Below are 14,481 nucleotides of genomic sequence, written 5' to 3' on the forward strand. Positions count from 1 at the left end.
GGATCCAGCATCCATCCGGACGGCACACACAGGGTGGGAACTGAACGGTGGACAGATACTCGGCCTGTGTGGGCCACCGGCATCCGCCGGGCCGACACCACACCTCACCCCTGGAGGGAATCACACACGTGAACTACTCATCGACCACGGGTCGCCGAGCGCGACTCTGGAGGGCACTGGCTGTCCTGCTGGCACTCGGTCTCGTCGCTGCCGCCTGCGGCAACGACGACGATTCGGCTGAGGAGCCCGACACCACCGATCCGGACACCACCGAGACCACCACCGACGACGAAGCCGCGCCCGAGGGCCCCGAGATCACCCCGGGCGGCAGCATCACCGTCGGCCTCGAGGACGAGCAGAACAACTGGCTGCCCAGCGTCGGCTCCTTCGCCAACGCCGGCACCATGGCGGCTCGTGCCGTGTACGACCCGATCGCCGCTCGCGGCGAGGACGGCCAGATCTACCCCTACCTGGCCGAGTCGATCGAGCCCAACGACGAGCTCGACGAGTGGACCGTCACCCTGCGCGAGGACATCCAGTTCCACGACGGCACCGACCTCACCGCCGAGGTGATGAAGACCATCTTCGACGACTACCTCACCGTCGAGGACGCGGTCACCGCGGGAAGCTTGTCCGATGTCGACGAGGTCAGAGTCGACGACGAGCTCACCTACACCTATGTGTTGAACCAGGCCGTCGCCTCGTTCCCCGACCTGTTGTACGGGTCGGTCGGCTGGCCGTTCTCGGTCGAGGCCTGTGAGGCCGCCGGCGGTCGCGACGGCGACTGCGGCGAGCAGATGGTCGGCACCGGACCGTTCGTGTTCGAGAGCTGGATCCGCGACGGTGACCTCACCCTCAGCCGCAACCCCGACTACTGGCGGGTCGACGCCAACGGCGAACAGCTGCCCTACCTCGACGAGCTGGTGTTCCAGTCGATCCCCGACGAGGACGCCCGGGTCAACTCGGTCGCCTCGGGAAGCATCAGCGTCGGCCAGACCCTGCGCCAGAGCTCGGTGCGGGCCGCCCGCGATCTCGACGGTGTGGCCACCTACGAGGCCATCGGAAACAACGGCGGTGGGTCGATCTTCAACACCGCGATCCCCCCGACCGACGACGTGCGGGTCCGCCGTGGCCTCACCCACGCCATCAACCAGGACGATCTGATCGAGGTCTTGGGCGGCACCGACATCACGCCACCCCAGACCCAGTTCTTCAGCCCCGACTCGCCCTGGTACTCCTCCGCGGTCGAGGAGGTCTGGCCAACCTACGACCCCGACCAAGCCGCCGAGCACCTCGACGAGTACATCAACGACCCCGAACGCTCCGACGGTCGCAACGTGGGCGACCCGATCGAGGTCGACTTCTACTGCCCGCCCGACCCGACACTGCTCGACGTGGCCCAGGCCTACCAGAGCTTCTGGCAAGCGGTCGGGGTCGATGTCAACCTCATCTCGCTCGACCAGCCCACCCACATCCAGAACGCGATCTCGGGTGACTACATGATCAACTGCTGGCGTGCGGGCGGCCAGTCGGACCCCTACATCACGCTGTCCAACGCGTTCAGCGACCCCGAGACCAACCCGCTCAACTTCACCAACTACGGAAGCGAGACCATCGACGAGAACCTGGAGATCCTGCGCACCAGCACCGACTTCGACGTCCGCTACGCGGCGGTCGAAGACATCATGTTCGAGCTGGCCGAGCAGCTCCCCCAGATCTGGACCGGGGGCACCGCCACGTCGATCTTCGCCATCGACGAGGTGCAAGGGCTCGACTCGTGGACGATCCCCGGCCCGGACCGGGCACCGCTGGTGAACGGCGACGGTGTCATCAACGCGACGACGTTTTTCGCCGAGGTCTGGCTCCAGCAGTAGTCTCGTGCTGCTCGCTGCACGACAGCTGCGCAGCAACCACTCGTATCTGACCGTTCGATCCGGGGGGCCGGCCGACCGCCGACCTCCCGGATCGACACCACCGTCCGAACAGCACGCTCGCGCTGCGACCAGCAGCGCCACGAACCACAACACCGGGGGGCGACACACATGCTGGAACTGATCGGGAGACGGGCGCTCGGCCTGGTCCCGGTGATCGTTGCGGCCTCGATCATCACCTTCGTGATGCTCAGCCTGCTCCCTGGCGATTCGGTGATCGCCGACCTGCCACCCGACTTCACCCAGGAACAGCTCGACGCCCGGCGGGCCGAGCTCGGCCTCGACGACCCACTCCACATCCGCTACGTCGACTGGATCACCGGGGCGGTCCAGGGGGACCTGGGCCGATCGGCCATCACCAACGAGCGGGTCAGCCAGCTCATCACCGAGCGGTTCCCGGTCACGCTCCAGATCATGCTGATGACCATGGTCCTGGCCCTGCTCTTCTCCATCCCGCTCGGCGTGTTCACCGCTTATCGAGCGGGCTCCTACTTCGACCGAGCCGTCAGCGCCATCACCTTCGGACTGCTGTCGATCCCCAACTTCGTGCTGGCGCTCCTGTTGATCATCCTCGTGGCCGTCGAGCTCGGATGGCTGCCGGCCACCGGGTGGACGCGCTTCACCGACGACCCGGTCGGAAGCCTCCGCAGCGGTCTGTTGCCCGCGCTGACCTTGGCTGTGGCCATCGTGGCGGTGCTGACCCGCCTCCTGCGCACCGACATGATCTCGACCCTGCAGGACGACCACGTGGTGCTGGCCAAGTCCAAGGGGCTTCCCACCTCACAGATCCTGTTCCGCCACGCCCTGCGACCCTCGTCGTTCTCGCTCATGACGGTGCTCGGCCTCCAGATGGCTGCACTGCTGAGCGGGGTCGTGGTGATCGAGGAGATCTTCGCGCTACCGGGCCTGGGCCGGCGCCTGTTCGCGGCGGTCAACCAGCGCGACTTCATGGTGGTGCAGGGCCTGGTCCTGTTGCTCGCCGTGATCTATGTGCTCGTGAACTTCATCGTCGACATGCTCTATTCGTTCCTTGACCCGAGGATCCGCCATGGATACGCCAGATCGAACCAATAGCACCGCTGCTGGTGGCGACAACCTGAGCGCCGAGCCCGGTGGCCTCTCCACGCTGCCCCTCGAAGACATCGGTGTCGACCCCGAGGCCGACATCAAGCACCAGAAGAAGGGCAAGTTCGGCGTTCTCTTCGCCTTCAGCCTGTTCTGGCTGGTGTTGATCCTCATCTTCGCGGTGTTCGCCGACATCCTTCCCATCCCCGACCCCAACTTCCAGGACATCGGGGCCAACCGCACCCCACCGCTCACCGACGGTTACTTCCTCGGTACCGACAACCTCGGCCGCGACATGTTCTCCCGCATCGTGCACGGCGCGCGGGTGTCGGTGGTGATCAGCGTCACGGCGGTGGCGGCCGGCATGATCTTCGGCGGCATGCTCGGCCTGACCGCCGGCTACCTGCGGGGGCGCTACGAGTCGCTCGTCATGGGCATGGTCAACACGCTGCTGGCCTTCCCCGGCCTGGTGCTGCTGCTGGCTCTGGTCGCGCTGATGGGCCAGAACCTGCTCGCGGTCACCGCTGCGGTGGCGTTCCTATCGATCCCGACCTACACCCGTGTCGCCCGGGCCACGACCCTCGCCGTCTCCCAGCGTGAGTACGTCCTGGCGTCCAAGGCGCTGGGGGCCAAGCGCAGGCGGATCCTGATGCGAGAGATCGCTCCCAACGTGGCGCTTCCCGTCGCCGCGTTCGGTCTCATCGCGCTGGGGACCATCATCGTGCTCGAGGGCACGCTGGCGTTCCTCGGCCTCTCGGTCCAGGCGCCCCAGGCCACCTGGGGGTCGATGATCTTCCAGGGCCGTCGCTACTTCAGCGAGGGCGACTACTTCCTGACCCTCATCCCGGCCGCCGTGCTGTTCTTCACCGTGTTCTCGCTCAACTACGTGGGCGACGCCATGCGCAACCGCCTCGACGTGCGCGAAGCCCAGCTCTGACCGCACCGATCCCTTGGGGGGGAACCGACTGTGGGGGCGCTTCGGCGCCCCCACGTCGCGTCACGGGCGCGAACGATGCCGGTCGGTTCGGGTCACCAGCGCGAGGAACTGGCGCAACATCGACGCGGTGGCGCCCCACACCGTGTCGCCGTGCAGGTCGAAAAACCACAGGGGCTGCTCGTCCTCACCGCGCCGCCAGACCTCCTCACGATACACCTCGTCGCTCAGCAGCTCGGCGAGGGCGACGTGGCGGATCTCCTCGACCTCACGCGGATCGGGTTCGACGTCGGGGAGACCGGGAAGGAGCCCGACATAGGGCATGATCATGGAGCGGCTGGTGATGGTCTGGAGCGGCTCGAGGCGCCCGACGATCTCGACGGTCTCGGGGCGGATGCTGACCTCCTCGTAGGCCTCGCGGAGCGCGGTGGCGACGAGGTCGGGGTCGTAGGCCTCGGCTCGACCACCGGGGAAGCTGACCTCTCCCCCGTGCGCGCGAAGGCTCCAGGACCGCCGGGTGAGCAGCACGTGGGGCTCACCGGCATGTTCGTAGACCGCGACGAGCACCGCCGACGGCCGTTCGGGGGGTGCGCCGTCGACCAGCAGGGTGGGATGCAAGTCGCGGCGCAGGGTGTCGGCCAGGTTGGCCCGCACCTCGTCGAGGGTGGGGTGGCGCCGTTCCGGCGGCAGGTCGTGCCACGGCGGTGGGTCACCGAGGCGCCAGTCCGGTGGCCGAGGGATGCGTTGGGGTCCGCCCCGGATGAGGTCGGGGGCTCCTGGCCGGCGATCGTCGAACGGCGAGGCGACCGGATGGTCGTTCGGGCCGTCACCCACGTGTCAGGTCCCGGTACCGGCACCGGGGTCGGTGATCGAGGCGGGGTTGGCCAGGTGTTCGAGCGTCTCGCGCATGCCAGCGGTCTTGAGGTCGGCCATGATCCGGCCGGGGGTGTCGTCGCCCCGCTCCCACCGCATCCAGATGTCGAGCAGCTTCGCGGGTTCGGGCGGTGGTCGATCCATGCTTCGATCCTACCGGCGTCGCCGACGCGAAAAGGCCGGTCCGACAGGACCGGCCCCTTCGTACTGCACCATCCTGTGAGGGACGGCTACATCATGCCGCCCATGCCGCCCATGTCGGGCATGCCACCGCCACCGGCGGGGGCTTCCTCGGGGGCGTCGGCGATGAGCGCCTCGGTGGTGAGCAGCATCGCCGCGATCGACGCCGCGTTCTGCAGCGCCGCCCGGGTCACCTTGGCCGGGTCGATCACGCCGTCCTTGATCAGGTCGGTGAACTCGCCGGTGGCGGCGTTGAACCCGACCGCACCGGTCTCGGCCTCGACCTGCTGGACGATGACCGCACCTTCCAGGCCGGCGTTGTCGGCGATGAGGCGGGTCGGCATCGCCAACGCCTTCCAGATCGCCCGGGCGCCGGTGGCCTGGTCGCCGGTGAGGTTGTTCGCCGTAGTGGCGACGGCCTCGCGGGCCCGCAGCAGCGATGTGCCACCGCCGGCGACGATGCCTTCCTCGATGGCGGCACGGGTCGCCGAGAGGGCGTCCTCGATGCGGTGCTTCTTCTCCTTGAGCTCGGTCTCGGTGGCCGCGCCCACCTTGACCACGGCCACGCCACCCGACAGCTTGGCGAGACGCTCCTGGAGCTTCTCGCGGTCCCAGTCGGAGTCGGTGTCCTCGACCTCACGCTTGAGCTGCGCGATGCGGCCCTTGACGTCGTCCTCGGTGCCGGCACCTTCGACGATGGTGGTGTCGTCCTTGGTGATGACCACCTTGCGGGCACGACCGAGCAGGTCGAGGGTGGCGTTGTCGAGCTTGAGGCCGACCTCTTCGGAGATGACCTGGCCACCGGTGAGGATGGCCATGTCCTGCAGCATCGCCTTGCGACGCTCGCCGAAGCCGGGGGCCTTGACGGCGACCGAGGAGAAGGTGCCACGGATCTTGTTGACCACCAAGGTGGCGAGGGCCTCGCCCTCGACGTCCTCGGCGATGATCAGCAGTGGCTTGCCCGACTGCATGACCTTCTCGAGCACCGGCAGCATGTCCTGCACCGACGAGATCTTGCCGCTGGTGAGCAGGATGTAGGGGTCTTCGAGGACCGCTTCCTGCCGCTCGGCATCGGTCACGAAGTAGGGCGACAGGTAGCCCTTGTCGAACTGCATGCCCTCGACGAAGTCGAGGTCCATGCCAAAGGTCTGGGACTCCTCGACGGTGACCACGCCGTCCTTGCCGACCTTGTCGATGGCCTGGGCGAGCACGTCGCCGATCTCGGTGTCGTTGTTGGCCGAGATGGCCGCGACCTGGGCGACCTCGGACGAGTCGTCGATCTCGCGGGCCTGGGAGGCGATGGACTCCACCGCCGCGTCGACGGCCTGCTCGATGCCTCGCTTGAGGTCCATCGGGTTGGCGCCGGCGGCCACGTTGCGCAGCCCTTCGTGCACGAGGGCCTGGGCCAGCACGGTGGCGGTGGTGGTGCCGTCGCCGGCGATGTCGTTGGTCTTGGTGGCCACCTCTTTGACGAGCTGGGCACCCATGTTCTCGAACTCGTCTTCGAGCTCGATCTCGCGTGCGACCGACACACCGTCCTTGGTGATGGTGGGTGCACCGAACTTCTTGTCGAGGACCACGTTGCGGCCCCTGGGGCCGAGGGTGATCTTGACGGCGTCAGCCAGCTGGTTGACACCGGATTCGAGGGCGCGGCGCGCCTCGTCGTCGAACTTCAGAATCTTCGCCATGTCTCTCCCTACTTGATGATCGCCAGGACGTCACGCGCGTTCAGGACCAGCACGTCCTCACCGTCAACGGTGATCTCGGTGCCGCCATACTTGCTGTAGACGACGGTGTCACCCACGGAGATGTCCATGGGCACTCGTTCATTGTCGTCGCCGAAACGACCGGGGCCGACAGCAAGGACTTCTCCCTGCTGGGGCTTCTCCTTCGCGGTGTCTGGGATGACCAGGCCGCTGGCAGTAGTTTCCTCGGACTCACCGGGCTTCACAGCGATCCGGTCTTCGAGGGGCTGCAGGTTCATTCATCGCCTCCGTGGGGCACTTAGCAGTCTCACCTATCGAGTGCCAACCGTACTCCGTTGGCACTCTCGATGGCAAGCTGCCAGCACGAGAAACCTGTTCGAGGCCTCCACCACAGCCGATCACCGACGCCGACTGCCCCACCCTGCGCCCAGGCAAGGGTAGGGACAGCCGGCCGGCAACGCCAACGGCGCTCCCCCTACTGTTCGATCCAGACCTCGGCCCAGAAGACGGTGGCGTTGAGCGCACCGTTTCCTTCGACCAGTGGCGCCCCGTCGGGACCGGGGATGGTCCAGTCGGCGATGCCGTGCACCGAGTCGTCGGCGAAGAGCGACGTGGCCGTGCCCGCGGTCCAGATCTGGGGGACCTGGTCGGCCAGCTCGAACATGATGTCTTCGACCGCCGCGTAGCGGACGTCGAAGTCGGTGCTGGTGCGCAGGATCTCCAGGTTCTCGTCGATGCTCTCGCTGCTGTAGTTGGTGAAGTTGACCGGGGTCGTCTCGGGGTCACCGAACGCGCTCGACAGCGTGATGAAGGGATCCTCCTGACCACCCGCACGCCAGCAGTTGATCATGTAGTCGCCTGCGATCGCGTTCTGGATGTGGGTGGGCTGGTCGAGCGCGATGAGGTTGACCTCGAACCCGACGGCCTGCCAGAAGCCCTGGTACGCCTGGGCGAGGTCGACCAGCGTGGGGTCGGGCGGGCAGTAGAAGTCGATCTCGACCGGATCGCCCACGGCCCGACCGTCGGAACGATCGGGATCGTTCACGTACTCGGCGAGGTGCTCCTCGGCCTGCTCCGGGTCGTCGCTCGGCCAGGCATCGGCGACGTCCGCGGAGTACCAGGGCGAGTCGGGGCTGAAGAACTGGGTCTGGGGCGGCGTGATGTCGGTGCCACCCAGGACCTCGACCAGGTCCTCCTGATCGACTGCGTAGGCCAGCGCACGGCGGACCCGAAGATCGTCGGTCGGCGCCATCGCGGTGTTGAAGATCGACCCGCCGCCGTTGTTGCCGATCGACTCGTAGGTGGCCACATCGTCGAGCTCGCGGGCGGCCCGCACCGAGCTCTGGCGCAGGGTCTGGCCGACGTCGATCGTGCCGGAGGCGACCGAGTTGAGTCGGGCGTCCTCGTCGGGGATCGGCTGGAACACCAGCTCGTCGAGGTAGGGGAGCTGCTCGCCGTTGGCGTCGACCCGCCAGTAGTCGGGGTTGCGGCTGAGGGTGAGCTCACCGTCACGGATCCAGCTCTCGAACACGAACGGTCCGGTGCCGACCATCTGCTCGCCGCAGTCGCCATCGCGACCTCCGGCGGCCTCGCAGGCCTCGACCGAGAACGCCCAACCCATCGGGCCGACCAGCGCGTCGGGGAAGGGCGCGATGGCGCTGTCGAGCACGTAGGTGTAGGTGAGCTCGTCGTCGACCCGCACCTCCTCGACGCGGTTGACCATGGCAGGCAGGCCGGTGGCCTCCTCGATGGCGAGGTACTCGTCGAAGATCGTCTTCATGACCTCGGCGGTGAGGTCGGTGCCGTCGTGGAACTGCACGCCCTCGCGCAGGGTGACGGTCCACTCGGTGAGCTCGTCGTTGGGCTCGATCGACTCGGCCAGGAACGGATACACCTGACCGTCCTCGGCGCGGGCGGCGATCGGGTCGTAGACCGCGACCGCGGCCGCGACACCCGGGTTGGAGAAGGTCGCAGCGCCGGGCAGCCAGTTGGCCTGCTCGTCCTCGAGTCCGACCGACACGCTCCCTCCCCGGGTGACATCCTCCGGACCGGGGGCGGCATCCTCGGTGGTGTCGGGGTCGTCGGGCCCGTCGGGGTCGGCCCCGGTGTCGCTGTCGTTGCCGCAGGCGGCGGCCACGAGACCGAACGCCAGAAGTAGGGCCAGGATCCTCCAGTACCGCGAGCGGACCGGAGTCGATGTGGTGTTCACGTGGTGCTTCCCTCCCAGGGGTGACGTCTTCGGTCACCATCCATCCGACGGTGCCGTTCGGCTAGGGCCAAAGGTCCCGCGACGCGAATCGGCGGCGTCAGCGCGACGACCGGACCGAGAAGCCGTCGAGTCCATCGGGTGGCTCGTCGGCGATCTCGACGTCGTCCACCCTGGCCCGCCGGGGCCCGCGGCGCGACCAGTCGACCATGGCGTCGACCGCGTCCGGCGATCCCTCGAACACGGCCTCGACCCGGCCATCGGGGCGGTTGCTGATCCACCCGGCGACCCCGAGCTCTTCGGCTCGCTGCCGGCAGCTGTCGCGGAACCACACGCCCTGCACACGGCCCGAGACGATCACGTGCCGTCTGATCACCATCACCGCAGCATCGCGGTCGCGCACGGGCGTGTCAGGTCAGCCGAGCGCGTCGGCCAGGATCTGGCGGGCCTCGTCGCCGAGCGGCACCTCGTCCACCAGGCCAAGGGCGGCGGGGCTCATCTTGTTGGCCGTCTTGGTGATCACCTCGATCAGGTGGTCGCGCTCGAGCTGTCCGGACACCTCGACCAGCTGGGTCTCGAGGAACACCAGGCACGCCGCATCCTCGACCGTCTGGGTGCCTGACTCGTTGTCGAGTCGCTGGCGCCGCACCAGGGTCTGCACCCGGTGGATGGTGGCCTCGTCGTAGCCGGCCGTGCCCAGCAGGTCGGCCACCTGCTCGGCATGGCGGTCCTTCTGGTCGCGTCGCCAGCGCAGGTAGCCGGCCCGACCCTCGGGGTACGAGGACCGGGGCACCTCCCACCGCCGGAGGTGGTGGGCCCGGGCCGCGAGCAGCAGCGCCTCGTCGGCGTCGGGGACGAGGCGGGCGACCCACTCGGCGGCGAGCTGACCGTGCGCGAGGGCGAGCGGGCGGCGCTCACCCCGGACCGTCACCTGGTTGGGGTCCTCGGCGTTGGCCGAATCGATGATCGAGACGGCGGTGGCGTACCGGTCGGAGGGGTCTGGCCGGGCGGAGGGGTCTGGCCGGTTCAGACCGCGCACTCCCCCTGGCCGATCTCGGCCGAGAACGGCCCGGTCTCGTCGAAGTCGACGAAGTACTCGGGACCGGCGTCGGGTTCGGGGAACCAGTCCAGGTCCTTCAGGTCGGCGGCGACCGCCTTGACGCCGCCGGCGCGGTCCATCCACCCCCGGAAGGTCTCACCGGCAGAGCGCTCGGCCGCGAAGCGCCGCACCACTCGGGTGGCCGCCTCGGGCGCGGCCTTGGCCGGCAGACGCAGCGCCTTCTCGCCGAAATGGATCGTCTCCTGGCCCACGTAGCCGCCGAGCAGCATCTGGTAGCCCGGCGCCGATTGGCGGTGGGCGCGGCGCTCGGCGCCGAAGAACCCGATGTCGGAGGCGTGGTGCTGCCCGCAGGAGTTGGTGCAGCCCGAGATGTTGATCCGCACGCCGCCCACCTCGGCCAGGCCTTCCTCCTCGAGCTGCTCGCCGATCGCCCTGGCCAACCCCCGCGACTGGGTGACAGCCAGGTTGCAGGTGTCGGCACCGGGGCAGGCGACGACGTCGCGGGCCAGCTCGGCGCCGGGACGGGCCATGCCGATCGCCTCGAGACGCTGGTGGAGGATCTCGACCTGGCTCTCACTGAGTCCACGGAACACCACGTTCTGGCGGTTGGTCAGGCGGACGTCGGCCCCGAGCTCGCGCTGGATGGCGGCCAGCGAGCGGAACTGATCGGCGGTGATGTCGCCGAGCGCGGCGTAGGCGACCGCCGAGACGGTCCCCTTGGCCTCGCCGCGGACCACGCTGGTGGCCTCCCAGCGCTGGTAGGGCTCGTTGGGCATGATGTCGACCCGGACGCCCTGGCCGACCTGGGTGATCTCTCCGGTGCTGGCCTGTCCGGCGGGGGCGTCGCCCTCCTTGGCCACGATGCCGGGGATCCCGCCGGGCCAGCTGGAGGACGCGGGCAGGGTGTAGCGCAGCTTGAGGATCCGCTCACGCAGCTCGTCGGCGCCCATGGTGTCGACCAGCCACTTCATGCGGGCCCGCAGCTTGTTGTCGCGGTTGCCGTTCTGGTCGAAGATCCGCAGGATCGCCTCGATGGTGGGCAGCAGCTCCTCGCGGGTGGTGAAGTCCTCGAGCGCGATGGCGGGATGGGGGTTCGCGCCCAGCCCACCGGCCAGGTACACCTTGAAGCCCTGCTCGATCGAACCGTCGTCGAGCGTGCGGGCGGTGGCCACCACGCCGACGTCGTTGAACATGGCCTGGCCGCAGTCGGTGTTGCAGCCCGAGAAGTTGATCTTGAACTTGCGGGGCAGGCGCTGGCCGATGGGGTTGCGCACGAAGTGCTCGAACACGGCTTCGGCCCACGGGGTGACGTCGAGCTTCTCGTAGGGGCAGGCACCAGCGAGGTGGCAGGCCATGACGTTGCGGACCGTGTCGCCGCAGGCCTCGCGGGTGGTGAGGCCGACCGACGCCAGATGCTGCATCAGCTCGGGTGTCCTGGTGAGCTCGACGAAGTGCATCTGGATGTTCTGGCGGGTGGTGATGTGGGCCCATCCTCGCGAGTAGGTCTCGGCGAGGAAGCCGATCATCTCGAGCTGTTCGGGGGTTGCGCTGCCGGCCGGGAACTTGATGCGCACCATCTGGTTGGTGCCGCCCTGGCGCTGGCCGTAGATGCCGTTGTTGAGGCGCATGACCCGGAACATGTCCTCGTCGATCTCGCCGGCGACGTATTGGGCGACGGCGGCCTCGAACCGCTCGATGTCACGCTGCTGTTCGGCGTCGAGGTCCCGCGGCGCCGGAACGACTGGTGTGATCGGCACGATGTTGGTCTCCCCGTTGAAATCCGACCTGCGGGGTGCACTTTAGGGCATCGGGCCGGTCGAAACAACAGAAAACCGATCTGAATTGTCAGGAATCAGTCGCCCGGGTCCTCCCCGACCTCGCGCAGGGCGTCCCGCAGCGCGATCCGGAGCCGTCGTGCGTGCGACGGCAGCAGGTGGAAGACGAGTCCCGCCCCGGGTCGACCGACCTCCTCGGTGGTGAGCACGACCCGAGGTTCGGCATCGTCGTAGTCGTCGCTGATGGCCACCGCCCACGACACCGGCATCGCGTCCTCGGTGTCAGGGGGCAGGTCGGCCTCGGAGAAGGGCTGGTCGTCGATCGAGCGGCGCATGCCGACAGCTTGGCACGCCCCGCCCTCGATCCGGCGTGGTCGTCAGAGCAGATCGGCCAGCGACAGCTCTTCGACCGCTCGCGCGTAGCGGCTGTTCATGCACTCGACCAGCGCCATCTGCCGCGGATCCGAGAAGTCCATCCCGCGGCTGGCGATCACCGGGTAGCACAGGCAGAACAGCGCCGCCTTGCGGTAGTCCTCCCACATGCGGCCGAGGTCGGCCTCGGGCACACCACCTGCCCGGAGTCCGTCGATCCACCGGTCGAACAGCGCCCGCTCGTGGCCGGCGGCCATGTCGGCATCGAGGCTCTGGGTGATGAAGTAGGCCAGGTCGTACGCCGCGCTGCCCGAGCCGATGAGCTGGAAGTCGAGCAGGACCACCGAGCCGTCGTCGTCGAACATGATGTTGTCACCGCGGTAGTCGCCGTGGGCCAGGGTGTTGGGACCCTGGGCCAGGTCGGCGAGGAGCCGCTCGAACCCCCCCACCCATCGGTCGCCCACGTGGCGGATGCTCTCAGGCAGCTCGAGGAGACCGGTGACCTTCTCCCATCCCTCGGCGAACACCAGCGGCAGCACCGCGGGGTAGATCGGATCGTCGAGCGCGATGGCGGTGCCGGACTCCACGAGGTGATCGACCTCGCGCCACCAGGTGGCCTGCCAGGCCGCGAGGGCATCGACGGCCCGCTCGGCGTCGGACAGCGCCATGCCGTCGAGCTGGTCGACGACGCGCATGGCCCCCATGTCCTCCATGACGATGACGAACTGGGCCGTCTCCTCGTCGACCGCTCCGTGATAGCTGGTCGGCACCCGCACGGGACACTGGTCGGCGAGCTGCGCGAAGAAGCCGACCTCGCGGTGGTACATCCGCAGGATCGTGGAGGTGAACACGGCCGCCTCGTCGAGCGCCGGCAACTTCACCACCACACTGGCGGGGCAGTCCGACCCGTCGAGGTGGAGGCGGTAGAGAGCGCTGCTCACCCCGATGCCGACACCGATCTGTTCGGCCTCCAACCCGTGGATCTCCAGCCCGGTCGCGTCGGCCAGCCATGCCGGGCTGATCTCTTCGATCGACGACGGGATGCTCGCGATGGTCATCGTGTGCGGTCCTCCCCTGGTCCCCCTGATCACCGCCACTCTACGACGTATATGACCTCGGTCACAGTCGGGGCGGCGGGGAGCCCTCGAGAGGGGCCGGGACCGCGGGGAGGTGGTACCCGCCCGCCTCCAGCGCTCGCCCGAACCCGGCGGCGTCGAGGGGCTGGTCGAACAGGAACCCCTGGCCGAACAGACACCCCGCTGACACCACCCCACGGAGGTGCGCCGGCGTCTCGATCCCCTCGGCGACCACCAGCTCGGTGCTGAGTCCACCGGCCAGGTCGACGACCGCCGTGAGCAACCCGAGGCGGTCGACCCCGGTGAGCGCCAGAAAGGTCCGGTCCAACTTGATGACATCGATCGGGTAGCGGTGCAGCGCGGCGAGCGACGACTGCCCGACCCCGAAGTCGTCGAGGGCGATCCTCACGCCCACCGTCTTCAGCTCGGCCATGCGCGTCGCCGCCCGCCCGTGATCGGCGATCAGCGCGGTCTCGGTCACCTCGATCACCACCGAGCTCGCGGGGAGCCCTGCGTCCTCGAGAACCGCCTCGATGCGGGAGGCGAGGTCGGGATCCTCGAACCCGCGCCCGGACAGGTTGACCGAGAGCACGAAGTCGTCGAAGTCGGCAAGCACCGTCTCCCGCCACGCGACGACCTGGGACGCAGCCTGCCGGAGGATCTCGAGATCGATGTGGGTGATGACCCCTGCCGCCTCTGCCTGGGGGATGAACTCGGCCGGGCTCTCCACCCGGCCGTCGGGGGTGTGCCACCTGGCGAGGGCCTCGACCCCCACGATGCGGCCCGAACCCAGATCGACGAAGGGCTGGTACACCGGCCGGATCTCGTCGCCGCCCAGCGCGACGAGCACCCGCTGGCGGAACTGACGGGCTTCGAGGCGTTCGCGCACCGCGGGCAGCGATCGGAGGTGCAGCGCCGCCACGACCTGGCCGATGACCACGAAGACCAGGAGGCGCAGGGTCCAGTTCCCCGTCGACTGGGCGATATCGAGCTGGACGTTGAACGGCAGCAGCGGGCCGCACACGACCCCCGAGACGACGGCGGTGACGAAGGCCCCGACGTGGCCGAACCGGGTGGCCGCGATGATGATCGGCGCGTAGAAGAGCTGGGGGCCGACGGTCCGGGACCCACCCCAGAGGTAGCTGAGACCCCAGGCGGCGACGATGGTCGCGCCGATCATGGCTACGGTCGTCAGCGGCGAACCCTCCGCCGATCGGGCGATGGCCAGATCGGCCCGCTCTCGCTGGTCCCTGACCTCGTGGACCGCCCGACCCAGCTGGTTCATGGGCACACGCTAGATCCC

At 68.5% G+C, this 14,481-nt stretch carries 14 protein-coding genes; 3 read left to right on the forward strand and 11 right to left on the reverse strand.

Annotation, left to right across the window (positions count from 1 at the left end; all coding sequences use genetic code 11):
• Window positions 1–128: 128 nt before the first annotated feature.
• The 3 genes from U5K29_13760 to U5K29_13770 all read left to right on the forward strand — a co-directional run bounded on the left by U5K29_13760 (window position 129) and on the right by U5K29_13770 (window position 3,933).
• Window positions 129–1,874: an ABC transporter substrate-binding protein gene (locus U5K29_13760; protein ID MDZ7679602.1), complete on the forward strand. Its 1,746-nt coding sequence runs from the start codon at window positions 129–131 to the stop codon at window positions 1,872–1,874.
• Window positions 1,875–2,042: 168 nt separating this feature from the next.
• Window positions 2,043–3,005 carry an ABC transporter permease gene (locus U5K29_13765; GenBank protein ID MDZ7679603.1) on the forward strand — a complete coding sequence of 321 codons (963 nt, stop codon included), beginning with the start codon at window positions 2,043–2,045 and terminating at the stop codon, window positions 3,003–3,005.
• Entirely contained in the window at window positions 2,980–3,933 is a 954-nt protein-coding gene (locus tag U5K29_13770; protein ID MDZ7679604.1) for an ABC transporter permease, read from the forward strand. Before U5K29_13765 ends, U5K29_13770 begins: the two co-directional genes overlap by 26 nt.
• A gap of 60 nt (window positions 3,934–3,993) precedes the next feature.
• Here U5K29_13770 and U5K29_13775 read toward each other — a convergent pair whose 3' ends face one another.
• From U5K29_13775 to U5K29_13825, 11 genes are all read right to left on the reverse strand, one after another.
• Window positions 3,994–4,764, reverse strand: coding sequence for a CoA pyrophosphatase (locus U5K29_13775; protein MDZ7679605.1), 771 nt, complete (start codon window positions 4,762–4,764; stop codon window positions 3,994–3,996).
• Between the two features lie 3 nt (window positions 4,765–4,767).
• A complete protein-coding gene (locus tag U5K29_13780) occupies window positions 4,768–4,947 on the reverse strand; it encodes a hypothetical protein (GenBank protein ID MDZ7679606.1) in 180 nt (59 codons plus the stop codon).
• 86 nt (window positions 4,948–5,033) lie between these two features.
• On the reverse strand, window positions 5,034–6,671 hold the full coding sequence (gene groL, locus U5K29_13785) for a chaperonin GroEL (GenBank protein ID MDZ7679607.1): 1,638 nt from the start codon (window positions 6,669–6,671) through the stop codon (window positions 5,034–5,036).
• Window positions 6,672–6,679: 8 nt separating this feature from the next.
• The gene (gene groES / locus U5K29_13790) at window positions 6,680–6,967 is read right to left on the reverse strand and encodes a co-chaperone GroES (protein MDZ7679608.1); all 288 of its coding nucleotides are present in this window, start codon (window positions 6,965–6,967) and stop codon (window positions 6,680–6,682) included.
• Between the two features lie 197 nt (window positions 6,968–7,164).
• Window positions 7,165–8,898 (reverse strand): ABC transporter substrate-binding protein, encoded by a 1,734-nt coding sequence (locus U5K29_13795; protein ID MDZ7679609.1) that lies wholly within the window; start codon window positions 8,896–8,898, stop codon window positions 7,165–7,167.
• 97 nt (window positions 8,899–8,995) lie between these two features.
• Entirely contained in the window at window positions 8,996–9,274 is a 279-nt protein-coding gene (locus U5K29_13800) for an acylphosphatase (protein ID MDZ7679610.1), read from the reverse strand.
• 36 nt (window positions 9,275–9,310) lie between these two features.
• Entirely contained in the window at window positions 9,311–9,934 is a 624-nt protein-coding gene (locus U5K29_13805) for a DUF4202 domain-containing protein (GenBank protein MDZ7679611.1), read from the reverse strand.
• Window positions 9,922–11,712 carry a nitrite/sulfite reductase gene (locus tag U5K29_13810; protein ID MDZ7679612.1) on the reverse strand — a complete coding sequence of 597 codons (1,791 nt, stop codon included), beginning with the start codon at window positions 11,710–11,712 and terminating at the stop codon, window positions 9,922–9,924. Before U5K29_13810 ends, U5K29_13805 begins: the two co-directional genes overlap by 13 nt.
• Before the next feature lie 95 nt (window positions 11,713–11,807).
• Window positions 11,808–12,065 carry a hypothetical protein gene (locus U5K29_13815; protein ID MDZ7679613.1) on the reverse strand — a complete coding sequence of 86 codons (258 nt, stop codon included), beginning with the start codon at window positions 12,063–12,065 and terminating at the stop codon, window positions 11,808–11,810.
• Between the two features lie 42 nt (window positions 12,066–12,107).
• A complete protein-coding gene (locus U5K29_13820) occupies window positions 12,108–13,160 on the reverse strand; it encodes a phosphotransferase (protein ID MDZ7679614.1) in 1,053 nt (350 codons plus the stop codon).
• Between the two features lie 61 nt (window positions 13,161–13,221).
• The gene (locus U5K29_13825) at window positions 13,222–14,463 is read right to left on the reverse strand and encodes an EAL domain-containing protein (GenBank protein MDZ7679615.1); all 1,242 of its coding nucleotides are present in this window, start codon (window positions 14,461–14,463) and stop codon (window positions 13,222–13,224) included.
• Between the last annotated feature and the right edge of the window lie 18 nt (window positions 14,464–14,481).

It is taken from the genome of Acidimicrobiales bacterium, from assembly GCA_034521975.1.
GTDB lineage: Bacteria > Actinomycetota > Acidimicrobiia > Acidimicrobiales > SKKL01 > SKKL01.